Here is a 25,382-nt window from a genome sequence, read left to right on the forward strand (position 1 = left end):
ACGAATATGATTTACCCGAGCGAAGAAGAACTCTATGCCCCAATTGTATGGCAGGACTGCTCTGAAGGGTTTGACGATATTTTTTATCACAAATCCACAGATGGTATGGCTAAAATCACCATTAATCGCCCACAAGTACGTAACGCATTTCGGCCATTGACGGTTAAAGAGATGATGCAGGCATTGGATGATGCCCGTTATGATGACAATATCGGGGTGATTATCCTGACGGGAATGGGTGAAAAAGCTTTTTGTGCTGGTGGTGATCAAAAAGTTCGTGGTGATCATGGTGGTTATAAGGATGACAACGGCATGCATCATCTGAATGTTTTGGATTTCCAACGCCAAATTCGCACTTGTCCAAAACCGGTCGTTGCTATGGTTGCTGGATATGCGATTGGTGGTGGTCATGTACTGCATCTGGTATGTGACCTGACCATTGCGGCTGATAACGCTATTTTCGGTCAGACCGGACCTAAAGTGGGCTCTTTTGACGGCGGTTGGGGGGCATCTTATATGGCTCGAATTGTTGGTCAGAAAAAAGCCCGCGAAATCTGGTTCTTGTGCCGTCAGTATGATGCTAAACAAGCGTTGGAGATGGGGCTGGTTAATACAGTTGTGCCTTATGCGGATCTGGAGAAAGAGACCGTTCGCTGGTGTCGTGAAATGCTGAAAAATAGCCCAATGGCTCTGCGCTGCCTGAAAGCCGCTCTAAATGCGGATTGTGATGGTCAGTCTGGATTGCAAGAGCTGGCAGGTAACGCCACCATGCTTTTCTATATGACAGAAGAAGGTCAGGAGGGACGTAATGCATTCGTTGAGAAACGCCACCCTGATTTCAGCAAATTTAAACGTAACCCGTAATGCGTACTGCAATTTTATACCGGTTCAGATTGCCGATGGAGTCAGGTGTTATCCTGCGATATCAGCGGCTTAAAACTCGTGATGGTTTTTTGGTTCACTTACAGGAAAATGGTCAACAGGGATGGGGTGAAATTGCACCATTGCCCGAATTCAGCAAAGAAACAGTTGAACAGGCGGGTGAAGCAGCGATGGCATGGCTTAGACAGTGGCATCTTGGCGCTGAACCTGATGAAAGTGAATTACCTTCTGTCGCATTTGGGATTAGCTGTGCATTAGCTGAATTACAGGGTAACTTACCGGAAGACGCTGATTACCGGAAAGCGCCACTATGCAATGGTGATCCTGATGAACTGATTGTTCGTCTCAGTAAAATGAGTGGACAAAAAGTTGCCAAAGTGAAAATCGGGCTGTATGAAGCTGTACGTGACGGCATGGTAGTGAATGTTTTACTGGAAGCGGTACCGGATTTATCTTTGCGGCTGGATGCTAACCGTAGTTGGAGCCGTGCTAAAGCGGACAGTTTCGCTAAGTATGTCAATCCTGATTACCGTAACCGAATTACCTTTCTGGAAGAACCTTGTCAAACCCCGGAACAATCGCTCGCTTTTGCCCGTGATACAGGGATTGCCATTGCATGGGATGAAAGCGTCCGTGATGAAGGTTTTAACGTAGAGGCACAAGCAGGGGTGACTGCTATTGTGATTAAACCCACTCTGATAGGAAGCCTTGCCCGTTGCTGTCAGTTGATTTCAGCCGCGCACAACGCTGGATTGGAGGCGGTGATTAGCTCCAGTATTGAAACCAGCTTCGGTTTGACTCAGCTTGCCCGTATTGCTCATTGGCTGACGCCAGCGACTATTCCTGGACTGGATACGCTGGAATTGGTTCAGTCTCAGTTGGTGCGCTGTTGGCCGGGCAGCACGATGCCAGTAACAAGATTGGACGAGTTAGACATCGCATGGCGCAGTTAAATTCATTTACCCAGTGGCCATGGCGCTACTGGGCATCGTTTAGCCCTGAAAATATTGCTGTCAAGTTGCGTAATCGTTCCCTAACCTGGCATCAATTAGTTATCTCTTTGGATACGATAGCGGCCAATTTTCGCCAACAGGGGATAGTTGAAGGCAGTGGTGTAATGCTGCGAGGGAAGAACAGCGAAGAGATGTTGTTTTGCTATCTTGCCGCGCTACAGTGTGGTGCGCGGGTATTGCCACTGAATCCTCAACTGCCTGAAATGCTCTTGGCTAAATTACTGCCACATTTGAATATCGATTTTGTGGCTGATTTTTGTGGTGACAACTTGCCTGTGATGGATGCCAAATCCCTCGATTGGCAAAGTGAACCACTAAATTCTGATGATAATTCAGTCATGTGGGATGCTATGCGCCCGGCCAGTATGATACTGACCTCCGGCTCTTCTGGATTGCCTAAAGCGGCTGTTCACTCAATTTATGCTCATCTTGCCAGCGCGCAAGATGTACTTTCAGTAATCGAATTTCAGCAACAAGATAGCTGGCTGCTCTCATTGCCGTTGTTTCATGTATCGGGTCAGGGGATTATTTGGCGCTGGCTAATCAAAGGGGCTTCTTTAGTGCTCAGAAATACCCGTCTGTTAGAGCATGCTTTAGCCGATTGTACTCACGCTTCATTGGTTCCGACTCAGCTTTGGCGGTTACTGGAGCAGTCACAAAATCAGACACTGAATTTGAAACAAGTGCTGTTGGGTGGAGCAATGATCCCCATTGAATTGACACAAAGAGCGGAGCAGCAAGGCATTTGCTGTTGGTGTAGCTATGGTTTGACCGAATTGGCTTCAACAGTATGCATTAAACGAGCAGACGATCTTCCCGGTGTCGGCAATCCTTTACCGGGCAAAGAAATTCGACTGATAAATGAGGAAATTCAGATTCGTTCTGGCAGCCTTGCTAATGGATATTGGCTGGATGGTAAATTACAACCGTTAGCTGATCGTGATGGCTGGTTTCATACCCGTGATCGGGGAATAATCGAAAAGGGTGAGTTACGTATCCTTGGCCGGATGGATAATCAATTTTTCAGCGGTGGAGAAGGCATTCAGCCGGAAGATATTGAACGGGTGATTAATACCTATCCACAAGTAGAGCAAAGTTTTGCTATTCCTGTACCTGATCCTGAATTTGGTTATCGCCCTGTCGCGGTGATAGACAGTAATTCATCTGAGGTCATTGATACATTACCTGAATGGTTGATTGATAAACTGGCTTCTTTTCAGCGCCCGGTAGCTTACTATTTATTACCTAAACAGTTTAAAAATAACGGCATTAAAATCTCCCGCCAGCAAATTAAAAAATGGGTGATGGATTTACCTGGTTTCCCTTGAGCTATTTTTATCTGTATTTGGTGTGGTGAGATGGATATCCATCCCATTTGCTCTATTGATATATATCCGCCATCTTTCAAGTTGCCTCTTTGTTGGCTGCGCTCACTCACCCCGGTCACATAGTTTGCTATGCTCCCGGGGATTCGCTCCCTTGCCGCCGCGATGCATCTTGAAATCCATAGGGTATATTGCCACTTCAGAATAGCGATTCAGCTTATTATGCTATGAATTTAGTGAAGCTATAACCGAATCTAAAAGTTGTGAATTACAGGCAGATACCAATCCTCCACCAAACATAACTTTTTCTCTACTACCATTTAGCGTGCAGTAATCCCCACCTGCTTCTTTAATGCAAGGCAGAATAGCTGCGCTATCCCATGGTTTCATTAAAGTATCGATGGCACAATGAATACGACCATTTGCAACCATTGCGTGCTGATAACAGTCATTTATAAACATAAAATCTTTAGCTGTCTTCACCAAGGAATTGAGATTATACGGAATTGTCCCATCGGCTAGATGGTATGATGAACTATGTATCCCTGATGCAGAAATTACGGCATGACTAATTGTATCTGGAGAACCGTTTTGAATAATAAGCCTGCGTAATGAGACATCATTATTACTCATCCAACAACCCTGCCCTTCTGAAGCGTACACAATAGTTGAAATAGCAGGAAAACTAATAACACCCGTAGTAGGTTCTCCATTCTCGACAAATGCGATTAGAGTGCTAAACAATGGCACACCATATAGAAAGGCCCGAGTACCATCGATAGGATCGATAACCCAACCAGTTTCAAATTTACAAGATCCAGTCAATCCAAACTCCTCACCAAGAATAGGGACTCCCGGGCATTGTTGCTCTAAAAGATTTCTAATTTCAGATTCGATTCTTACATCAGTATCTGTTACAACAGAACGATCAAGTTTATATTCGAATTCCTGAGAGCCGTTGAATCCATCTTGAGTGATTTTTTTAACCTTTTTAATCGCTCTGAGTGCAATATTAAGCATATCTGTCATTTTATGTTGCCTAATAATGGGTCATATGTTGTGACCCATTTTCATTGTCATCCTTAAACCATCCCTAGAGAGGTGGTCTTTTACTGCTCACACCTGAAGTATCTTCATCATGAAATCATCAAGATTATCCTTAAAATCAATGATATAAGCCCATGAATACTCGGAGTGTTCATCGGAGAGTTTTACGGTACCTTCGCACTTCACTTCAAAATTGACTTGAATACATTTATTTTCACCTGCTTTGTACTCAGCAGAACTTACGAAATTAACTAATTCTAATAAATTTAAGTTGGTTTCTTCCTTGATTTCACGTGTAAGTCCTTGAACTATTGATTCAGCATTCTCAATACCACCTGAGGGTATCTCCCATACATTGGGGAGAAATTCATGTTCTGATCGTTTAAGAAATAGCACGCGTCCTTCTGGGTCTCGGATGATGCCACCTACAACGATACGATCGTAAGCAGAAAATAACTTTGCAATTTCCTTTGGAATGAGCCTATTCACTTTCGGAGCCTTTCAGTTGTAGAAGTAATAATTGCCAAGTAGTTATCAATGAAGTATTGGCGCTCAGGACCATACCAAATATCTAGTTTAAACATGCTATTATGGAATTTAATGGCATTTTTAAAGTTCTCAGGTAATACACGGTCTTTCTTTTCGTAGTTCTTAGAAATACGCTCTGGAGAGTGGAACAAACTGTAATTGTGGATAGGGCAAGTGGAGCCTGGAATATCTGCTTCAACAGCACCAGCTTTAATCAATGCATCAACAAATTCGTGCAAGCCAACTGTAAATTTACTCTTATCAAACATAATAGGCATTGCATACCATGCTGGGTCTGCTTTTTTTGGAATTCGGGTTATCTTCAAGCCATTAATTTTTTCGATTTCATGTTTCAGGATACGAGCGGTTTCACGTTTTTCTTCCATCATTTGATGGAATTTATCCATCTGCGGCAGTACAACAGCAGCGCCTAATGGGTGCATACGTAGGTTGAGACCTGTTCCAGTAATAGCAAATTCTTTCAAATTGTCTGTATGAACTTCTTTCTTTGCGCGTTTGTTAAAGTGACCAACAAGCACTGCACGTTCGTAAAACTCGCGGTGCTTAGTTGCAAAGAAACCACCTTCCCCGGAAGTTAGAATTTTCTTACCTTGGAAACTCCATGCAGAACCGTCAGTGAAACTACCAATCATTTTGTTATTCCAAGTAGCACCGTGTGCATGAGAGCTATCTTCTAAAAGAAGGATGTTATTTTTCTCGCAAACTGCCATAAGTTCATCCATATCACAAGGTATACCCCACATATGCGTGACAACGACAGCTTTAGTCTTCGGGGTGATCAAAGATTCTACAGCCTTAGGGCAAATGTTTCCGTTGTCAGTACAGTCTGCAAATTTCAACTCTGCTCCTAGCTGGTGGAGTGGACTACAGGTTGCAAAAAATGTGTAACTTGGAACAATAACTTCATCGCCTATTCCTATACCTGCGCCATAATACATTGAAAATATAGCAAAGCAGATCCACAATATGATAACCCATATCTAACCAGACACCTCCTCCTGCATTACTGTACTTACCGCGCCAATTACTATTGGGATCCTTGCTTGGGATGGTGTATCGAATCTTAATTTGTTTGAGTTTGCCATTGTTTTCATCCATTACTGATTTTAGTTGTCTGTATGATTTAGTATACCGCTTTTGACAAACAGTAAATAGTTCAACGTTATTGGTATAGGCTAGTTGTTTCAATTTTTTAGCTTGATTGATACTAATGGCAAATGGTTTTTCTTTGATGATTTTTAATTTTTTTCCAGAGCAATACTTAATGACATCTTCATACATGTAATGAGGAAGAGCTACAAGAACAGAATCAGTGGGAACCTCTTCCAACATTTCTTGATAGCAAGAATAACTTGGTATTTTGTAATTAATTAGCTTACGTGCTTCGATAATGTTTTCTTCTAAAATATCACAGAGTCCAACGATTTCAATCCCTAATGTATTTATTGTAGGGATGTGCTCTTTAAGAACAATATTTCCGCAACCAATTATAGCTAGTTTCATTAATTCTCCTTAGTCTTGGATTAATAGAACTATCTTCTGATTTAATAATTTAATAGAGAATGTTCATATATTTGTAGTTCAAATATTATTTGTTATGTATTCTCTTAACGGATTATCGTATTTAAAATACTCTTTCCCGTTATAGAAGAATATATAACGCACAGTTATTCGTTCAAAAATTTCTGTTCTCTATCGATAAGGGTGGGGATCTTAGCAATATTATTTAGAGCCTATTGAGATAGGCTCTAAATAGAGATCAATGCCTAGTGGATAAAGTAGAACTAATAAGCTGAGCGATCGAATAACACTCCATTGCATACAATACATTCCAGAAAGTGAATAGGTGCAATGGCTAGCCCAAAGCAATTCAGCAAAACGGTGAGCCGAAATTTAGCAATTTCCTAAATGGAAATCCATAACTATAATTAGCTAAAAATAAATCGGGAAATATTTGTTTTGACTCTTATCAATGCTAAATTTCTTACTATCTATTACCTCAACAGTTTAAAAATAACGGTATTAAAATCTCCCGCCAGCAAATTAAAAAATGGGTGATGGATTTACGGGTGATAGATTTACCCGGTTTCCCTTGAGCTATTTTGATTTATTTTCGTACTGCCCATTATCACTAATGGAGTCATGGGCAGAGATAATTAATGATACGGGGTTGTTAGCAATCAGCCTTTCATTTTTTTCAGCGCATTTTCAACACCGGCGCCATATTCTGGGTGAACTTTTCTAAATAGCTCGACTTGGCGGCGTTGAGTATCTTCATGAGCTTGTGACAGTTCACTGGCGATACGGTCAAACATACGCTGATGCTCTTTACTACTGATTAAGTTATATAGTGCGCGAGGCTGACTGAAATAATCTTCATCTTGACGATGGTTCCAGTGATCGGCATCTCCTTCTAAAGACAATGATGGGTGTTTGAATTCAGGTTGTTCCTGGAACAATCCTGCATTGTTTGGTTCATAAGTCACGGTGTTTCCGCTGTTGCCATCGACCCGCATTGCCCCATCACGGTGGTAATTATGGAACGGACAACGAGGCGTATTGACTGGAATTTGATGGTGGTTAACGCCAAGACGATAACGTTGAGCATCACCATAAGAGAACAGACGGCCTTGTAACATCTTATCAGGGGAGAAACTGATACCTGGCACGACATTGGCTGGGTTGAAAGCAGCCTGTTCAACATCTGAGAAATAGTTATCAGGATTACGGTTTAGCTCGAAATAACCGACATCAATCATCGGATAATCGCCGTGAGGCCATACTTTGGTCAAATCAAATGGGTTGTACGATAACAGATTAGCTTCTTTCTCTGGCATGATTTGGACTTTTAATTTCCAGCGTGGATAATCTCCTTGCTCAATTGCTGCAAACAAGTCACGTTGAGAACTTTCACGATCTTTACCTACCAGCGCTTCTGCTTCTTCGTCCATCAGGTTTTTAATGCCTTGCTGACAACGGAAATGGAATTTCACCCAGAAACGTTCATTATCTTCGTTGATAAAGCTGAAAGCATGGCTACCAAAACCGTGCATATGACGGAAAGATTTAGGTACGCCACGGTCACTGAAATCAATCGTTAATTGGTGCAGTGATTCAGGTTGATGAGAGAAAAAATCCCATTTATAGGCAGGATTACGTAAATTAGTGTGAGGATCGCGTTTAACAACATGGTTAAGATCTGGGAACTTCAGCGGATCACGAAGATAGAATATCGGGGTATTGTTGCCGACTAAATCCCAGTTCCCTTCTTCAGTATAGAACTTAAGCGCAAAACCACGAATGTCACGTTCAGCATCTGCTGCGCCGCGCTCACCGGCGACGGTTGAGAAACGGGCAAACATCTCGGTTTTTTTGCCTATTTCAGAAAAAATCTTAGCGCGGGTGTACTTAGTAATATCGTGAGTAACCACAAAGATGCCATGAGCTCCAGAACCTTTGGCATGCATACGGCGCTCTGGGATCACTTCACGATCAAAATGGGCAAGCTTTTCTAAAAACCAAACATCTTGTAACAACATAGGACCACGTTGACCCGCAGTCATGACATTATTGTTGTCAACGACAGGGGCACCAGCATTCGTTGTAAGTCCTCTCTTTTTCATCACACTTCTCCTGTTTTACATGAAAAAAAACAGCGGAATCGCTGATTAAGAAAAAATGTTCTGGTCAAATGGCGAAATGCAAATATTGTGTTTTTTTATAATTCATTTATTATTTTCTTGTTTATTGTTTAAAATAAAACTATTTACATAATTAATTATTAAGCAAATGAAATGAAAAATTCACACATATTTAGTAAGTATAGATGATTCATTTCTTTTTGTTGTCTATCGGTTTAGTTGTATTTACGTAATATGTTTAACATTAAGTAAATAAAGAGGAAATATCATGAAGGTTTATCTTGCCGCGGTAGCAACCGGTTTGTTGTTGATTGCTGAATCAGCGAATGCAATTTCCGTGAATGTTCAGGCTGGCCGCCATTTCACCCATACTTCTGCGGCAATTGGTGATAACAGTGCTGGATTATCCTTTAATGGCAACTGGGCACGCAGTGATCATAATGGGCAGTTGGGAAGTTTGGGAACCGCATTTAGCCTGCCTGTTGGTCCATTGACGGCCAGCATTGGCGGTAAGGCTCTCTATTTATCCCCTAAAGATGGGAAAAATGGTGAGGCATTAGCCGCAGGTGTGGGTTTGAGTTGGACTATTATGCCCGCTTTAGCGCTGTACGGTGAAGCTTACGGTGCGCCATCCAGATTAACTTCGGGTATTGATTCTTATGTTGAGGCTGCGGGTGGCTTACGTTTTACCGTATTTAAACCGTTGACGGTGGATGCTGGTTATCGGGTTATGAACATGAGAGGGAAAGAGGGAAATAGGGATAACAAACTGGCTGATGGATTTTATATCGGTGCTGGTTTGAATTTCTAATTTACTTTTGCGTTTTGTCCGCACCATTGCTGATGCGGACAGTTAATTAACCTACTTCTGGCAGTAAACCACTGACAATACCTATCTGGATGGCAATGACTGTAATTCCGCAAAGAAATACTAGAATCAGAACGGGTTTTCCGCCTTTTACCCGATAGGCTTTTTGTTCAATTTGACGACTGCGCCAAGCCAGCATGGAAGGCAGTAACAGGGCGAGAATGGACAGTGCGACTGCGGCGAAAGTTAACGCCATAACAAAGTTTGGATAGTACAAGGAGCAAAGTAGTGGTGGAACAAAAGTCATGATGCCGGTTTGCAGGCGGCCTGTCGCATTATTACGGCGTTTGAACAGATCTGCCATATAGTCAAACAAACCTAGGGAGACCCCAAGAAATGAGGTTGCCAGTGCCAAATCAGCAAACAGACGGACAGCAAGCTCTACACGAGGCGTCGCGACAACTTCTCTCACCGCTTTTAACAGTCCATTCAGCCCTGATTGCTCCGCTAAGATGCCGACAAAAGTATGGGAAGAGATGGCACCCAGAGTGGCTAATTGCCATAAGATATAGGCAGTCAGTGGGATAGCACTGCCGATAACAAATATTTTGCGTAACTTACGGGTATCGCCCCCCATATAATTGACGATACTTGGCACACTGCCGTGAAAACCAAAAGAGGTGAATACCACGGGAATAGCTGATAATACCAAACCTTGTTCCAAAGGCATTGACATCAGGTTAGTGCTTTTAATGTGGGGCATCATGACGGTCAGCATAATAACCAGAAAAATAATTTTTGCCGTAAACAGCAGGCGGTTAATCATATCGACAGATTGAGTACTGATAGTGACAACACAACCCGCGACAAGAGTGAAAATCAGCACACCGTATGAAACAGGAATAGGTTTATCCAGCCATGAAGAGAGGCTGCCTGACAGCAACTCACCTGCACCACTGATATAAGCGGTTGTCAGAGCATACATGAGGAAAAGCATACTGAAACCGGTGAGCCATTGGCCTCCTCGCCCAAGATAACGTTTTGCCAGCGTTCCCAGGCCCGTATCGGCCGGGCTGTATTGATAAACTTCCACCAACAATAAAGCGGTATAGCTCATCAAAACCCAAAGAGCGATTAACATCACGAAGGTTGTTCCAAAACCGACACCGGCTGCTGCCAGCGGCATCGCCAGCATTCCTGCGCCAATTGTCGTGCCCGCTACGATAAAAATACTGCCAAGAGTACGATTCTTCACGCTTTCCCCTAGTTTCTGAACTGATTGAAATCGTTATGGAAAGGCAGGCTAAAGGATTAATTTATTCATGTCAAATTAAGGTTACACTTAGTGTAAATAAATAATTACAATTGTGTTTTTGCATGATCGTAAATGATGTATTTCATTAAATATAAAAAGTTACTTATTCTATTAAGTATTTAAAAAACCAGACTTTATTCACACTTAAATAAGATAATTTTTTATTTTCATCTAGATTGCCAATTAAAATAAGACGTTATTCATTATCTTAACAATTAACGCATGGTGAAATAAAAATTATCAATGGAAAGAATATCTGTTTGTTTTAGGACATTGGTTGTATCTGTTCTATTCGCTATATCGGGGCAAGCTTATGCTTCAGAGTTTATTGGCCCGGCGGATCAAGAGGTTATCACGCAACAACAGAAAGCGTTATTGCAGCAGGCTCAACAGCAGCGGGAGGCGTTACGTAACAACATCACTTTGTCTCCAGCTTTAGAGCCCGAAACTGATGGTGCTAAATCTGTTTGTCATACCATCCGCTATATTCAATTTGAAGGTGTTGAGAGCCTTTCCCAATCAGTAAGGGAAAAACTAATACAACCTTATTTAACCCGTTGCTTAACCTTGCCAGATATTAATGAACTGGTGCGTAAAGTATCGAATGCCTATATCGAGCGAGGTTATGTCACTTCTCGGGCTGGGCTCAGAGCACAGGATTTATCCACCGGTACGCTCATTATTACCGTGAGTGAGGGCAAAGTTGAATCAATCACGCTTGATGGTGAGACATCCCTTTCATTGAAAATGGCCTTTCCGAGGATGGTTGGTAACATACTGAATCTACGGGATATTGAACAGGGGATGGAACAACTGAACCGGCTTCCTTCCCAACAGATAACCATTGATATTCAGCCAGGAAAACAGCCCGGTCATTCTGCGGTTATCTTAAAACGAATATCGACTCGTTTGCCGGTTGGCGCTAGTTTGGGGATAGATAATAGTGGTCAAAAAAGTACTGGCGCCGGGCAAATCAACGCCAGTGTGAATGTAGATAACCTATTACATCTTGCAGACCAATGGTCATTATCTGTCAGTCGCAACAACGATTTTCGTAATAACCACCGTAGTCGAAGTCTCTCTTCCAATGTGACGATTCCTTATGGTGACTGGTTGTTCAATTATCAATATGCGTGGAACGATTCTTTTCAGGAGATTCCGATCGGCTCACAAACCTACCGTTATGAAGGTGACAATCAAACTCACCGGCTAGCAATAAACCGGACGTTATATCGTGACGGTGAGCAGAAACTGGCTTTGAATGCAGGAATAACACATCGTCAGACGGCTAATTTGTTTGCAGGAAAGAAATTATCCATCAGCAGCCCGACATTAAGTGTTGCCAATCTTGGTATTAATTACAGTTCGGTACTGGCGGGTGGCTATATCACGTTCAACCCTGCATTGAGTTATGGCTTACCCGTGTTAGGCGCAACAAAAGATGATCCGCATTTCCCGGATGCTCCACGTAGCCAATTTCGCAAATTCAGCCTGAGTGCTAGCTATTTTGTCCCGATCTCCGACTCGCTTTATTACCTTTCATCTGCTTACGGTCAAACCACACCGTACAACCTTTATGCCAATGAGCGTCTCTCGTTAGGCGGGCAATATTCTGTTCGGGGATTTAAAGAACAATATCTGACCGGCAATCGCGGTGGGTATTGGCGTAATGAACTGAATTGGCAAATTTCAGAGTTGCCTGTGCTGGGTGAACTGGCCTTAACGGGAGCGCTGGATACGGGTTGGTTACAGGGAAAAACCAAGCAAATCGATGGCGGTAATGTTACCGGTACAGCGCTTGGCATATCACTGACGCACAGCAAGTTCAATCAAACGATGACATTGGGAACACCTCTGATTTATCCAGACCACCTGAAACCGGATAACTGGGTAGTTTACTGGTCTGTATCACTGATTTTTTAGCGATGTAATACGGATATTTATACCAATAACTTTGTACTCAAATTAAGAAAGGACAGAATAATGGAAAGACGTAACGGCCCTATGGCAAGGGGCGCTTGTTATCTTTTAATTTATCTTACTGCCGTATATCCCCTTCATCCTGCTATTGCGGCCGGGATCACGCCAGATAATAACCGAACACAGGTACAAAACCAGGGTAATGTGCCGATCGTAAATATTGCTACGCCTAATGGTGCAGGAATATCTCACAACACCTATAAAGAGTTTAATATTGCCACTCAGGGTGCCGTATTAAATAACGCCACTCAGGTTGCTAAATCACAATTAGCCGGGCAACTTAACGCTAACCCTAACTTGAATGGTAAATCGGCTGAATTGATTATTAATGAAGTCACCGGTAGTGGTCGATCGGATCTTCAAGGAAAACTAGAGATAGTTGGTCATAAAGCCAATGTGATGATTGCCAACCCTAATGGCATTATTTGTGATGGTTGTGGTTTTATCAATACTGGCAGTGCAACATTGACCACGGGTAAACCTCAATTTGATAAACAGGGCGCATTGGAGGCATTGGAGGTTAAAAAAGGCCAGATTACTATTGGTGGCAAAGGGTTGGATGGTAAGACAACGGATTATATCGATATTATCAGCCGAGTGACTGAATTAAATGGAAAAATTCAAGCTAATAATTTATCCCTGACGCAGGGAGCTAACCGGATTGATTTTAACGATGGCACAGTGAAAAAAATCACTGGAGAAGGTGTTAAACCTCAATTAGCCGTTGATACCAAAGCATTAGGCGGCATGTATGCCAATAAAATCCGTTTGGTTGCTACGGAAGATGGTGTCGGTGTTAATCTTAAGGATTTAATCAGCAATCAGCGTGATATTACCTTAAACGTTAATGGTAAAATTGAACTGGGAAATGCCAAAGCCAAAACGGATTTTAATCTTAGCGCTAAAGAGACTCATATTGCGCAAAATATTAAGGTACAAGCGGAACGGGATATTACTCTGGCAAGTACTAAATTGGATAATAAAGGGAGTGTAACTGCGGGCCGGGATATGCGGATATTTGGTGATACCTTGCGTAATACCGGTGATAAAGCACTTTTGCAAGCCAATAATAATATGTGGTTACAGAAAGATTCTCAGGGAAATAAGAGCACTCTGATTGAAAATAAATCTGCAACGATAAAGACTGTGAAAGGGGATTTGGTTGTTCGCACTGATAAACTGGATAATATAAGAGATCAAACCATAACTGAATGGAAAACCATTCCGGCTGACTCCGTAGGAATTAATAAATGGGCTGGTAGTTTTTATGGTATCAGACAAGGTGTTGATTCCGTCATTACATTGGCTGTGAAATTGAAAGATTTTAATCGGGATAAATGGTTTGGTATTATTGATTTATTAAAAAATAACTTTATCAATATTAAACAGGATAGATTTTCAATAAAGGCGATAAGCCCAGCAGGGAATATTGTTTCTGGTGGTAATGCTTATATTAATGCAACTAATTTGCGAAATGATGTTTCATCTATATATGCGAAAAAGGATCTTATTCTCACCGGGGAAAATATTGATATTATCAGTCGTCAATTAGGTAAGAAAAATACATTTTGGCATTATACTACATCAAACCCTATGGTTGGCAGTGAATTCAAAGATGATGATGCACCACCGGGTGATTGGGATTTATTTTATGTTTATGAAGATGCAGAATATACTAAGCAAGGAGAGTTATATACTTGGGGAGAAGAAAGTTATATATCGTCTTCAATTAGTGCGGAAAAAAATCTAGTAGCGGATTTTAAAAATAACTTAAATATCAGAACGTTGATTCCTGATGATGCAAAAAATCTGTCAGAAATAACAGTAACTACCCGACCTGACACATTATCAGCAAAAAACATTTTGCTTCACGCAGGTAAAATCAATATCACTGATAAACTAAAGGCTATTGATGGGTTAAATATTATTTCCGAGAATGATATTAATCTTAATAATTCAGCATTGATTTCATCAAATAGCTTATCTATGACAGCAACTAATAATATTAATGCTTTGCAAGGTGAACTAAAAGCCAAAGATGTAACTATTATCAGCCGCAACGGGAATGTTCAGTTTCAGAGTAGTAGTAAGCCAGGATATTTTAATCCTGATAATACGCGTAAAATAAGCAGCTTGGAAGCTACGGGTGATTTACTCTTACATGCAGGTAAAAATATTCTTCTTCGCAATATTTTCTTAACGAAAAGTCATAATATTTCTTTAACTGCAAATCATGATATTACCATTGATAATAACAGTGAGTTATTGACACATAAACGAATGGGGGATGTGAACGCTGAAAATAAAGAACAAACGCTGTTTAATCAGATGTTATCTACAATAGGTAAACTTGATGCTAAAAGTTCTGTTGTGATTAATGCTGGCGGAAATTTATCTATTAAGGGAGTTAATGTTTCAGCGGTAAAAGATATCAACTTGACCGCTGCAAAAAACATTGATCTCGCTCCCCGTGAATTATCTCCTTCACTGAATAAACTATTTTCCACATCCCGTTCTGGTGAATTAAGTAGCCGATTAACCGCAGGAAATAATATCAATATTATCAGTGGTGCAGATATCAATGGCAAGGCGGCTCAAATTAACGCCAAAGGTAACACATTATTATCAGCAGGTCGGAATATTAACTTGTTAGCTCTGGGCTATTCCGCTATTGATAATAAGAACGATAACAATAAAGATGATCGCCATATCGTTGCTGTAGTTAATGGTGGAAAACAGCTTACCTTAGCTGCTAATGGAACGCTGATTACCCAAGGCGCTACATTAAGCTCAGGCGGAAATACAACGATTTCTTCCGGCGGCAATATGCGTTTTGAATCAGTGCAGAATCACGCTTACCGGGAAAAAGGCAGGGAATTCACCGAATCAGTCACACAGCAAGGTACTGCATTGACTAGTGGCGGTATATTAACTGTTATTTCAAACGGCAGTATTCTTTTCCAAGCCACTAAACTGACTGCCAAAGGTGCGATGGACGTCGCGGCGAAAGGCGGTTATCTGTACGCTCAGGCAATGGAAGAATCTAGCCACTATGAGAAAACAGAAACCAAACGTAAGTGGTATGGCAAAAAGAAAACCATTAAACGTACCCGCCATGATGTTACTAATAAAGTCACTGAATTTACCGCGGGTGGTGATATTAACCTGTTAAGTCGGGATGATAGCACTTACGAAGCCAGTAAAATTGCGACTAATAAAAACGCCAAACTGACCAGCACTCACGGTAAAGTTAATTTTAAGGCGGTAAAAAATACCTCTTTTGAACAGACTATTACCTATTCCAAAGGCTTTTATATTAAGCAAAGGGATAAAGGTTATACCGAAACCCAATGGGTATTACCGCAGATTTTCACTGGTGGAAAACTGACAGTGGAAGCAGCCAACGGTGTTAGTGCTGATATTAAAGCTAAAAATGGTCAGTCATTGCAAAATGTATTAGCCGTATTGGGAAATACGCCAGAAACAGCTTGGTTGAAAGGGCTTCGAGAAAATAAAGATATTCAGTGGAATTTGGTCAAAGACGCTTATGACAGTTGGGATCACAAGAGCCAGCATTTGAATCCAGTGGTTTCTGCGGTAATTGCTATTGCAGCGGCGGCGGCAACCGCAGGCAGTTCTTTAGCGGCATCTGTCGCATCTTATGCGGGTAATAGCGTTGCGGGTGGAGCGTTAACTGCGGGAATGTCATCACTGGCGGCACAGGCGGCCGTTGCTATTGTGGATAATCAGGGGGACATCTCCAAGGCGCTAAAAGTATTAGGTAGCAGTGATGCGGTTAAATCAACCATTACCTCAATGGCGATTGGTGGCGCATTGGCCGGATTTGATTCCTACATGGGATGGGATAAAGCGGCTGATGGCACTAAATTAGATCCCACAAAAGCGAAATTACCTCAAATCAGCAATGGTGATTGGAATAAAGTTGTCCAACGGGTAGCGGGTCAATCCATTATTAGTTCCAGCCTGAATACTGCCATTAACGGCGGCAGCTTTAAAGATAATTTGACTACGGCTCTGTTGGCTAATATTGGCAGCCAGATTAATGCTGAAGGTGCCAGATTGATTGGTGACAACGGCGAGGTATTGGGCATACCGGGTAAAATGTTAAGCCACGCCGTTATCGCAGGGATAAGCGCTGAAATTGGCAGAGGAAATGTTAAAGGCGCAATGGCAGGGGCTTTGGCTGCGGAATTGGCTGGCGTCATGATGGGAGATAATCTCATCAAAGCCGAAGAATGGCAGAGAACATCTGAACGGCAAGCGCAAATTGCTCGTGTTTTTGGCGGCTTTGCCGGCGCAGTGTTTACCGGTAAAGCAGATGGTGCTTACAGCGGAGCGAGCAGTGCAGAAAACACTTTCCGCTATAACTATTTGGCTCATCATCAACGGGAATTAATGGAAAAAGAGCTGGCCGTCGAGTCCAGTTACCTTAAAAAAGCGCAGATTTTTGCTAAATGGGGCTTGATTAGTCACACTCAAGATGGCTATCTGGCTGCGGGTTTTGTATCCGGTATTCCATCAGAACTCTATGATAGTGTGATGGCAATTGTCGGCGCGGTATCTAATCCTTCGGAAGTCATTGAATCGCTTAGAACACTGTTGATTCAGGAGGATATGCCCGGTTTTATCTGGCAAGCGACGAAAGAGGGTTATCTCAAGCAGCTTGATATTGTCAAAACTGAATATGAAAAAGCGGGTCCTGGGGGAGCTTATAACGCTGGCTTGGAAGCAGGAAAGATTGTCACTGAAATAGCAGGCATGCTAGCCGGTGGCCTTGGCGTAGCCAAAGGGTCTACATCTGTCGCAGCTAAATTATCGAAAGTCATCTCAAAAGATCCGCACCTAACAGTAGACATACGGCATGTATATCGGGTAGAAAAAGATGGTAGTAAAACCCAAATGGCATGGGGAGAAGGTAACTATAAGCAGGGGTATCCTTTTGAGGATTTTGTTGCTACTCAGATGCCAGCAGGTACTCGGTTGCCAGAGAATTTCAAAACTTTTGATTTTTATGATCCTGCTACGCGTACAGCTATTAGTGTTAAAACTATAGATACACGTACACCAGCACGGATAAAGGATCCCAAGCAGATATATACGTCAATGAAAGGGAATATTGATTCAGCGGCAGATTTCCGGGGGTACATTAAAGATGGTAAAGAGGTAACATCTTCGATAATTGCACAACGAGAAATTCGTATTGCTGTACCGAAGACAACAACAGTAGATCAGTGGGAGCAGATTAACCGTGCAATAGTCTATGGTGCAGAAAAAAGCATTAATGTCAAAATTACGGTGGTGAAATAATGAATGCAGATTTTAAACAAGGGTTACATGCAAGAGTTAAATTTAATGGTGATTTCTATTCAGTACAAACCTATTCAGGCAATGGTTTATTGGGAGCAGATCCCTCAGGAAGTAACTATTTATTACAGCCAATTGTATCTGATCAAGAGTTGGGAAAGGCTGTGCTTGATGCTTTATCAAAAAGCAGAGTAATCCCTCTGGATAAGTACGGGGATTATTTTGATCATGATGTAAATGCTGAACAGTATAAAAATTGGATCACCGAGATGATGGGATCTTATAATTACCGTTCAAAACGGCAGTTATTTAAGAAAATGTTAAGCTGTGGTATCTGTATGCTTGATGGTCAAATAACGATCCGACCATCCCGCCATGAGAAATTGGAGGGTTGGTCTGAAGATGGTATTTCTGAAGCTGATTATGTCGTGATTCCGGCAGACAGTTCTCCTGAGGAAGTTGGAGCAGCATTACGGCTAGCTTTTTCACGTTGCAGAAGTTATGTTTGACGATAAATGAACAGTTGTTTTTGCACTAAATTGATCATGATCTTTGATTTATAGAGTTAATTAAGGTGGACACGTAGTAGTTATTATGTGTCCACTAATTATCTCGAAAAGATTCAAATAGTTATTAAATAAGCCTTACTGCTAAAATTACGGTGGTGAAATAATGAATATAGATTTTGATCAAGGACTGAATGCGAGTGCCAAATTTAATGGTGATTTTTACTCTGTCAAAACTTATTCTGGGTATCGCCTGCTTAAAGCTGATCCTCAAAGTCACGAACATGTTCTATCTCCTGATGTAACTGATAGCCAATTGGGTAGTGCCGTTTTAGATTCACTTTCTAAAAGTCGGTTGGTCGATCCTGATGATGATTTTTTCGACAACGAAAGGGCAGCTGAACGATATAAAGAGTGGATTGAGCATTTAATGAAAGTTTACAATTACCGTTCAAAACGTCAACTATTTAAGAAGATGAACAGTTGTAATATTCAGTTGTTAGATGGTGTGATAACTATTAGACCTTCTGGTCATGAAAAACTTGAGCTTTGGACAGGGCAGGGTATTGTCGAATCTGATTATGTCATTATTCCAGCAGACAGTTCCCCGGAGGAAGTGGGTGCCGCATTACGACTGGCTTTTTCTCGTTGTAGAAGTTACGTTTGACGATAAGGTAACAGTTTGTTTTTACATTGATTATTCATGATCTTTGATTTAGAGAATTAATTAAAGTGGACACGTAATAGCTATTATGTGTCCGCTAATTATCTCGAAAAGATTCAAATAGTTATTAAATAAGCCTTACTGCTAAAATTACGGTGGTGAAGTAATGAACATAGATTTTGATCAAGGATTGAATGCGGGTGTTAAGTTTAATGGTGATTTTTATTCAATACAAACCTATTCAGGCAACGGTTTATTAGGGGTAGATCCCTTAGGAAGCGAATACCTATTACAGCCAGTTGCATCTGATCAAGAGTTGGGAAAGGCTGTGCTTGATGCTTTATCAAAAAGTAGGATAATCCCACTTGATGAGTATGGGGATTATTTTGATCATGATGCAAATGACAAACAGTATAAAAACTGGATCACAGAGATGATGGGATCTTATGGTTATCGCTCAAAACGTCAGTTATTCAAGAAGATGAACAATTGCAATATTCGCTTGTTAGATGGTGTGATAACTATTATGCCCTACGGTCACAAAAAACTTGAGCTTTGGACAGGGCAGGGTATTGTCGAATCTGATTATGTCATTATTCCGGCAAACAGTTCTCCTGAGGAAGTTGGTGCGGCATTACGGCTGGCTTTTTCACGTTGTAGGAGTTATGTTTGATTAAAGAACCTAAGTTTTATTTCGTAACTGATCATAGCGATATCCATTATATAAAATCATCAGTAAACAGAATATATGGCATTGTTCTGTTAAGAATAAATCTTATGAATAGTAAAACTGTTTTAGTTGATAAAAATGGTAATAAAAAGAAGTTAATAAAGTCTTTTAGACCATTTATTAACTTCCGATATTTTTAATGAACTCATATATATTTGGTTTTTATTTTCCTCTAAAAACTAATTTATTCATTTTTATATTGTAAATAATTATTAATTCTATAGTCTTTTAATACTTGGTCTATTACCCAACTGGTTCGTGAGCCTGATTCTCCTGTTGATGGGCAAAATCCTTTTCCTTGTAATTCATTAATTATTGTATTAATCAATGGCATTTCTATATGCTTTGGATTATCAATATTAAATTGGTGTAATTTATTATTTTCGTCATAATATGAAATGGCTGAATTTCCAAATGTAGAGAAAGATATTTTTCCTTTAGTACCAATTATTTCAACATTATCTCCTCTAGAGTTCGACACAAAATTCCATATACCCACACCTTGAATATTATTTTCAAACATAAATGACATTGATACACAATCTTCAGCGGGATAAGCATTCCCTTGTGAATTTGCATGTCCTTTGACAGAAATAATCTTTCCCAAAAGAAAGTCTAATATATCAAGAGTATGACATGCTAAATCAACAAATAACCCACCACCGGAAATTTCTGGATTAACAACCCAAGGTAAATGATGAGGATCTTGGTAACATTTCTCTATCTCTCTATAAAGTATACAGTTTACTATCCTTGGTGTTCCTATCGCGCCTGACTCAATTAATTCTTTGATCTTTAAAAATCTTGGCAATGCTCTTCTGTAATAAGCTACAAATAAGGGAACATTTTGGGATTTACAAGTCGCGATCATCTCATTACATTCTTCGAATGTTAATGCCATAGGTTTTTCTACATATATTGCTTTACCGGCTTTAGCCGCTAAAATGGTATATTCTTTATGTGTAGAGGGCGGTGTTGCAATATATACTGCATCAATGTCGTTGTCATTAATCAGTGAATTAGCGTCAGAATACCATTTAGGGACATGATGCCTCTTAGCAAAATCCTCTGCTAAATTAGCGTTGCGCCGCATTACTGCAACTAATTCAGAATTATCTAATTTATAAAAGGCAGGGCCACTTTTTACTTCAGTAACATCACCGCAACCAATAATGCCCCATTTTATTGTTTTTTTCATTTTATTTTCCCAATATGTTTATATCGAATTCTTTCTTAATAAAATCTTGGTGGAGATTATAATAGAATTCTGATTTATCCCATTTTTTTCGTTCCAATATATGATTATATAACATGTTTTTTACTTCTGAATCAAGCGAGTTAATATAATCTTCATCAAATTTCTTATAATCCATTACACCGAAGTGACATGTGGGTTCACATCTATTAGTATGGTAACCCAATTGTATTGTTGCGCGATTATGTTTCAGTATGCCACCATATCCTCTATGTATTGCCAAATTATTATAAAAGATAGCTTCTCCTGGATTTAGTATGATTTTTTCACCGATATTAATGTCAGGCGATTTCATTGGGGCTATTTTTTTTGAACCAGAAAATAATGCTTTTTCTATATTATTAAAATTACGAATATGGCTACCTTTTACAAACCATAAACATTCATCTTTATATAACGGTATGTTTATTTGAATATTATTATGGAAATGCTTATCTGAATACCATGAGTCGAGAATTTCTTCATCAGGAATTTGTATTACATCACGATGCCAGCCTTGACGGTAGTCAACCCCTTTATTTGCGTAGAATAATGAGGCACCATCAAGTATGATGTCTCCACCTTTTAATAAATGGCTACAAATCTCAATAATTTTATTATTATTAATAATTGATTGAATTCCCTTAATTGCCATTTTGGGTTGAATAAATTGAATATTAAACATCTTATCATTATTTTGTTTGATATGATTATGTATTATATTTAAGTATAGATCAATTTTAGACTCTGATAAGATAGGTTTAATAATATACCCATCTTTATTAAACTGTAATAATTCATCTTTATTTAGCATATTTACTAACCTTAAGTAATTAAAATTATTTTTATATTGTAGAATAATTTTCTGGAGTATTGTCATTGAGGAATTTAATAATATTTTTTATTATTCTTTCTTTTCCGGTCTTTATATCTAAACACATTGTTTGTCTATGAATTTTCAATCTGGTTTCATAATCAAATATTTTTATAATGGAATTTATAAAAACATCATCAGAAATATCATTATGTAAACCTAATTTGAAAAAACCTACTGTATTAGAAAAATAATGCAAATTTTCTCGTTTATTTGCAGAAATTGATATAGATGGAATACCTAATGCAGCTAGTTCATATACTGTTCTTCCATTAGAACTGATTGCAATATCAGCAGCCAACATATGTTGGGACATACCGGTCTTAATATTATTTATCCATTGAATATTTTTATAATTTCCAAAATTTAAGAAAGAATTTAATTCTTGGGTAAAAGGATAAGCCGGGCCTGTAATAACTGTTACTATAATATCTTGGAAGAAATTACATGTGGATAATAACTTCAAAAATCGCAAAGTTAGGTTGTTTGGATCTTCTCCTCCAAAAGATAATAATATAGATTTTACCATTTTATTTATTTTTATTCTATTTGACGAAATAAATTCGTCTCGTAGATCAATATAATTATGTCCATAAAGGACATGAGGATATCTTCCTGAAGAATAAATAGCATTTATAGTAAGATCTGTTTTCTTTACACCACTCCCGGTGTCTTCAAATGTAATGATTTTTTTGCCTAAATTTTTTATGGCGTCAATATAACTTTCATCAGTGTCTAATGTGTCATTTATCACTAAGTTTGGATTTATTTTTTTGACATATTGGTAAATGGGTATATTCCTATTTTGTAGGATAAGTTTTATATCTAAAGATTTTAAATAATTAAAAGCGTTTATACTTTCATGAGTGCATAAAACATATACATCGTTATTCTTTAAACTTTTGCTTAAATCAGCCACCCTAAAAGTATGTCCCATTCCGATTCCAGGATAGCCAGCAACTATAAATAGTATTCTTTTTCTCATTTTATACTTTTGTTTAGATATTAGAGGGTTATGATCATTAATTAGTTTATGATAAACAGGGATGAAGCATAAGTTGATTTTTTTCTGAATACAATGTTTTTATTTAAAAATAACTATTTTTAGTTATTTTATGTTTGCATGGCTCCTATTAAATTCTCCTTTCCTCCAAATATGGGAGAGTATTTTGAGATCAAATTTGGAAAGCTTTTCTTCTGCTGGTACTGATATTTTTCAAGCTAATATACCAATTAGCTTGAATTTCTTTTAGGGTTTGCCAAGTACGATGATTGGTCTTTTCTTAGGTAAAAGATGAGTAATTTTAGGATATTTAGATACAGTACTTACTATAGTTATTTATTGTGATGTAGCTCAGTTAAACTGAATGAAAAAAATAGTAATAGATTGTTTTTTAATAAAATAAATGGAGTTTAAAGCTTATTGTAATATACAATTACAAATAAAACTTTAGATAACCCGATAAATTAATTATGGTTATAAAATAGTGTTTGATATTGTTGAATTATTGATTTTATTAGGTATATATATGGATAAAAATGACGTATATACCTGTCATCTTTCAAGTTACCTCTTTGTTGGCTGCGCTCACTCACCCCGGTCACATCGTTATCTATGCTCCCGGGGATTCGCTCCCTTGCCGTCGCGATGCATCTTGAAATCCATAAGGTATATATCGAATTCTTTCTTAATAAAATCTTGGTGGAGATTATAATAGAATTCTGATTTATCCCATTTTTTTCGTTCCAATATATGATTATATAACATGTTTTTTACTTCTGAATCAAATGTTAATGCCATAGGTTTTTCTACATATATTGCTTTGCCAGCTTTAGCCGCTAAAATGGTATATTCTTTATGTGTGTAGGGTGGTGTTGCAATATACATATCGAATCGTTTATTAATTAAATACTTGTGAGGGTTATAGTTGAGATTTGACTTATCTCATTTTTTCTATCCAATATCTATGTATATAACATGTTTTTTATTTTTCAAGCAAGTAAGTTAATATGATTTTTCCCCAGTATTAATATCAGGTGATTTCGACGGTGCAATTTTTACAGTAGTTGTTTTACATTAATCAGTTATAGTCTTTGATTGATATAGTCAATGCTAGCTTGATGAAATGTGATTTAGTGGGCTTTTCGGTCAGAATATTTTTTTGTCACCAGAAATTTGGTGAATTGATCATCAAATCCACAACATTTATAATCAATACATATCAACATTGAAGGTGGTGAGGATATGAAGAGACAAGTGAAAACAATGACTCTCCCAGCGATGACAGCGGCGTTATTGGCGTCTCTGGCTCCTGTTCCGGCTAAAAGTACCGTTCTACCGATGACGGTCGTTGAAATACAAAAATCGGCAGGTTTGATATCTACATTGACATTTAACCTGAAAGATGAACAGGTTTTTCTGCCTTTGTCAGAGGCAACTGCTTACTTGCAAAGTCTGAATGAGTACACGCGAAAGTCGTTATCTGAAGCTATCGCTCATCGTGTTGCTAAGGGGAGTGGTGAATTGTTTTCAAATTCAGTACGCATAAGAAAATTAGCCAATGACAACATTGAATATTGCATGAGGATAAAAGAGGCAATACGTATCGTTCTGTCATCTGATAATCTGAGTAAGAATTTTACAGATCCGTCTCAGCGAGAAATATTTCGGGTGAATATTGTGAAGTTCGGTCGAGCAATAGCGAACTCTGAATATACTGCGTGTGATATTCTTTCGGCTATTGAACAAAGCCTGCCTCCGACAAAGACATATCATCCTGATAATTTACCTACTTCTAGAGAAGTTAAATTGATGATATTAGCAGAACATAAAAACCTTGGTCTGTCAGAGCCGGAATTTTTATAATGGGAGTCAGTGTTACTGTTCATAAAGATGTTGAATTTCATGAGGTTGCAATAGTTTATGCAAAGTTGTTAGAGCATTGGAAAAGGACGGCGTTATTACCTTCTGTATTTGGCCGGGATGGTCAATGGGAACATAATAGCAGAACCTTAGATTCAAATATCTATAAATTGCATATTAGGATGCCAGATGAAATACCGTGGGAAAAATATAAGCCACAGATTGATCGATGTTCGGATAATTATTTAGTGTATGTGCAGCATTGGATGGATAGTAAGAGTTTTCAGGTGATAAGTATTATGAGCCCAAAGGCTCACGAATTAGCAAAGACGTCATTTCTTACAGAGCTTGAGCGTAGGGCTGAGGAGTTCCATTCCATCTAAATTACTATATAACCTGCTGTTAATAAATTAAAAGCCCTTATATACCCAATGGATTTCAAGATGCATCGCGGCGGCAAGGGAACGAATCCCCGGGAGCATAGATAACTATGTGACCGGGGTGAGAGAGTGCAGCCAACAAAGAGGCAACTTGAAAGATGACGGGTATAAATTCGGGGATTCTTTGTCCATGCTATCAAGGTGTGGATATTCGTATTCATTATTGAGTGTTAGTTTTTAAGATAA

At 39.3% G+C, this 25,382-nt stretch carries 23 protein-coding genes; 12 read left to right on the plus strand and 11 right to left on the minus strand.

The window, feature by feature from the left end:
• Positions 1–6: 6 nt before the first annotated feature.
• From menB to menE, 3 genes are read left to right on the plus strand one after another with little or no spacing between them, the layout of a single operon-like run.
• Positions 7–864, plus strand: coding sequence for a 1,4-dihydroxy-2-naphthoyl-CoA synthase (gene menB / locus AAC155_RS12635; RefSeq protein WP_113042508.1), 858 nt, complete (start codon positions 7–9; stop codon positions 862–864).
• Positions 864–1,835, plus strand: coding sequence for an o-succinylbenzoate synthase (gene menC / locus AAC155_RS12640; RefSeq protein ID WP_113042511.1), 972 nt, complete (start codon positions 864–866; stop codon positions 1,833–1,835). Before menB ends, menC begins: the two co-directional genes overlap by 1 nt.
• Positions 1,823–3,223, plus strand: a complete 1,401-nt coding sequence (gene menE, locus AAC155_RS12645; RefSeq protein WP_113042512.1) for an o-succinylbenzoate--CoA ligase — start codon at positions 1,823–1,825, stop codon at positions 3,221–3,223. Before menC ends, menE begins: the two co-directional genes overlap by 13 nt.
• 222 nt (positions 3,224–3,445) lie before the next feature.
• Here the strand turns inward: menE and AAC155_RS12650 are convergent, their stop codons facing one another.
• The 5 genes from AAC155_RS12650 to AAC155_RS12670 all read right to left on the minus strand — a co-directional run bounded on the left by AAC155_RS12650 (position 3,446) and on the right by AAC155_RS12670 (position 8,439).
• Positions 3,446–4,249 (minus strand): inositol monophosphatase family protein, encoded by an 804-nt coding sequence (locus AAC155_RS12650; protein ID WP_229015665.1) that lies wholly within the window; start codon positions 4,247–4,249, stop codon positions 3,446–3,448.
• A gap of 87 nt (positions 4,250–4,336) precedes the next feature.
• The gene (locus AAC155_RS12655) at positions 4,337–4,756 is read right to left on the minus strand and encodes an NUDIX domain-containing protein (RefSeq protein ID WP_113042513.1); all 420 of its coding nucleotides are present in this window, start codon (positions 4,754–4,756) and stop codon (positions 4,337–4,339) included.
• Positions 4,753–5,754, minus strand: a complete 1,002-nt coding sequence (locus AAC155_RS12660) for a DegT/DnrJ/EryC1/StrS family aminotransferase (RefSeq protein WP_113042514.1) — start codon at positions 5,752–5,754, stop codon at positions 4,753–4,755. Before AAC155_RS12660 ends, AAC155_RS12655 begins: the two co-directional genes overlap by 4 nt.
• Positions 5,720–6,319 (minus strand): Gfo/Idh/MocA family protein, encoded by a 600-nt coding sequence (locus AAC155_RS12665; RefSeq protein ID WP_113042516.1) that lies wholly within the window; start codon positions 6,317–6,319, stop codon positions 5,720–5,722. Before AAC155_RS12665 ends, AAC155_RS12660 begins: the two co-directional genes overlap by 35 nt.
• A 677-nt stretch (positions 6,320–6,996) precedes the next feature.
• A complete protein-coding gene (locus tag AAC155_RS12670; protein WP_113042518.1) occupies positions 6,997–8,439 on the minus strand; it encodes a catalase in 1,443 nt (480 codons plus the stop codon).
• 286 nt (positions 8,440–8,725) lie between these two features.
• Here AAC155_RS12670 and AAC155_RS12675 point away from each other — a divergent pair, with 286 nt between their 5' ends.
• Positions 8,726–9,268 (plus strand): YfaZ family outer membrane protein, encoded by a 543-nt coding sequence (locus tag AAC155_RS12675; protein WP_113042520.1) that lies wholly within the window; start codon positions 8,726–8,728, stop codon positions 9,266–9,268.
• Positions 9,269–9,314: 46 nt separating this feature from the next.
• On the opposite strand, the gene tyrP is transcribed toward AAC155_RS12675, so the two are convergent.
• Entirely contained in the window at positions 9,315–10,520 is a 1,206-nt protein-coding gene (tyrP, locus tag AAC155_RS12680; protein ID WP_113026111.1) for a tyrosine transporter TyrP, read from the minus strand.
• Between the two features lie 303 nt (positions 10,521–10,823).
• Here tyrP and AAC155_RS12685 point away from each other — a divergent pair, with 303 nt between their 5' ends.
• The 5 genes from AAC155_RS12685 (at position 10,824) to AAC155_RS12705 (ending at position 19,728) form a co-directional block, all read left to right on the plus strand.
• Positions 10,824–12,503: a ShlB/FhaC/HecB family hemolysin secretion/activation protein gene (locus AAC155_RS12685; RefSeq protein ID WP_113042522.1), complete on the plus strand. Its 1,680-nt coding sequence runs from the start codon at positions 10,824–10,826 to the stop codon at positions 12,501–12,503.
• A 60-nt stretch (positions 12,504–12,563) separates the two neighbouring features.
• Positions 12,564–17,888, plus strand: coding sequence for a DUF637 domain-containing protein (locus AAC155_RS12690; RefSeq protein WP_113042524.1), 5,325 nt, complete (start codon positions 12,564–12,566; stop codon positions 17,886–17,888).
• On the plus strand, positions 17,888–18,394 hold the full coding sequence (locus AAC155_RS12695; protein ID WP_113042526.1) for a contact-dependent growth inhibition system immunity protein: 507 nt from the start codon (positions 17,888–17,890) through the stop codon (positions 18,392–18,394). Before AAC155_RS12690 ends, AAC155_RS12695 begins: the two co-directional genes overlap by 1 nt.
• 163 nt (positions 18,395–18,557) lie before the next feature.
• On the plus strand, positions 18,558–19,058 hold the full coding sequence (locus AAC155_RS12700; protein ID WP_112894062.1) for a contact-dependent growth inhibition system immunity protein: 501 nt from the start codon (positions 18,558–18,560) through the stop codon (positions 19,056–19,058).
• A gap of 163 nt (positions 19,059–19,221) precedes the next feature.
• Complete coding sequence (locus AAC155_RS12705) at positions 19,222–19,728, plus strand: contact-dependent growth inhibition system immunity protein (protein WP_113026115.1); 507 nt, start codon at positions 19,222–19,224, stop codon at positions 19,726–19,728.
• A 241-nt stretch (positions 19,729–19,969) separates the two neighbouring features.
• Here the strand turns inward: AAC155_RS12705 and AAC155_RS12710 are convergent, their stop codons facing one another.
• From AAC155_RS12710 to AAC155_RS12730, 5 genes are all read right to left on the minus strand, one after another.
• Positions 19,970–20,983: a Gfo/Idh/MocA family protein gene (locus AAC155_RS12710; protein WP_113042529.1), complete on the minus strand. Its 1,014-nt coding sequence runs from the start codon at positions 20,981–20,983 to the stop codon at positions 19,970–19,972.
• Position 20,984: 1 nt separating this feature from the next.
• The gene (locus AAC155_RS12715) at positions 20,985–21,833 is read right to left on the minus strand and encodes a hypothetical protein (RefSeq protein ID WP_113042532.1); all 849 of its coding nucleotides are present in this window, start codon (positions 21,831–21,833) and stop codon (positions 20,985–20,987) included.
• A gap of 31 nt (positions 21,834–21,864) precedes the next feature.
• Positions 21,865–22,878 carry a PseG/SpsG family protein gene (locus AAC155_RS12720; RefSeq protein WP_113042535.1) on the minus strand — a complete coding sequence of 338 codons (1,014 nt, stop codon included), beginning with the start codon at positions 22,876–22,878 and terminating at the stop codon, positions 21,865–21,867.
• Between the two features lie 482 nt (positions 22,879–23,360).
• Positions 23,361–23,498 carry a hypothetical protein gene (locus AAC155_RS12725; RefSeq protein WP_158536564.1) on the minus strand — a complete coding sequence of 46 codons (138 nt, stop codon included), beginning with the start codon at positions 23,496–23,498 and terminating at the stop codon, positions 23,361–23,363.
• A 4-nt stretch (positions 23,499–23,502) separates the two neighbouring features.
• Positions 23,503–23,781, minus strand: a complete 279-nt coding sequence (locus tag AAC155_RS12730) for a Gfo/Idh/MocA family oxidoreductase (RefSeq protein WP_240002840.1) — start codon at positions 23,779–23,781, stop codon at positions 23,503–23,505.
• 357 nt (positions 23,782–24,138) lie between these two features.
• On the opposite strand from AAC155_RS12730, the gene AAC155_RS12735 reads away from it, so the two are divergent.
• From AAC155_RS12735 to AAC155_RS12745, 3 genes are all read left to right on the plus strand, one after another.
• Complete coding sequence (locus AAC155_RS12735; RefSeq protein ID WP_113042539.1) at positions 24,139–24,759, plus strand: iron-sulfur cluster assembly scaffold protein SufA; 621 nt, start codon at positions 24,139–24,141, stop codon at positions 24,757–24,759.
• Entirely contained in the window at positions 24,759–25,139 is a 381-nt protein-coding gene (locus AAC155_RS12740; protein ID WP_110087293.1) for a type II toxin-antitoxin system YafO family toxin, read from the plus strand. The genes AAC155_RS12735 and AAC155_RS12740 overlap by 1 nt, the downstream gene beginning before the upstream one ends.
• A 109-nt stretch (positions 25,140–25,248) precedes the next feature.
• The gene (locus tag AAC155_RS12745; RefSeq protein ID WP_262405112.1) at positions 25,249–25,377 is read left to right on the plus strand and encodes a hypothetical protein; all 129 of its coding nucleotides are present in this window, start codon (positions 25,249–25,251) and stop codon (positions 25,375–25,377) included.
• The last annotated feature ends 5 nt before the right edge of the window (positions 25,378–25,382 follow it).

This window comes from Photorhabdus sp. HUG-39 (assembly GCF_963878365.1).
In the GTDB taxonomy this organism is placed as follows: Bacteria; Pseudomonadota; Gammaproteobacteria; order Enterobacterales; family Enterobacteriaceae; genus Photorhabdus; species Photorhabdus kayaii.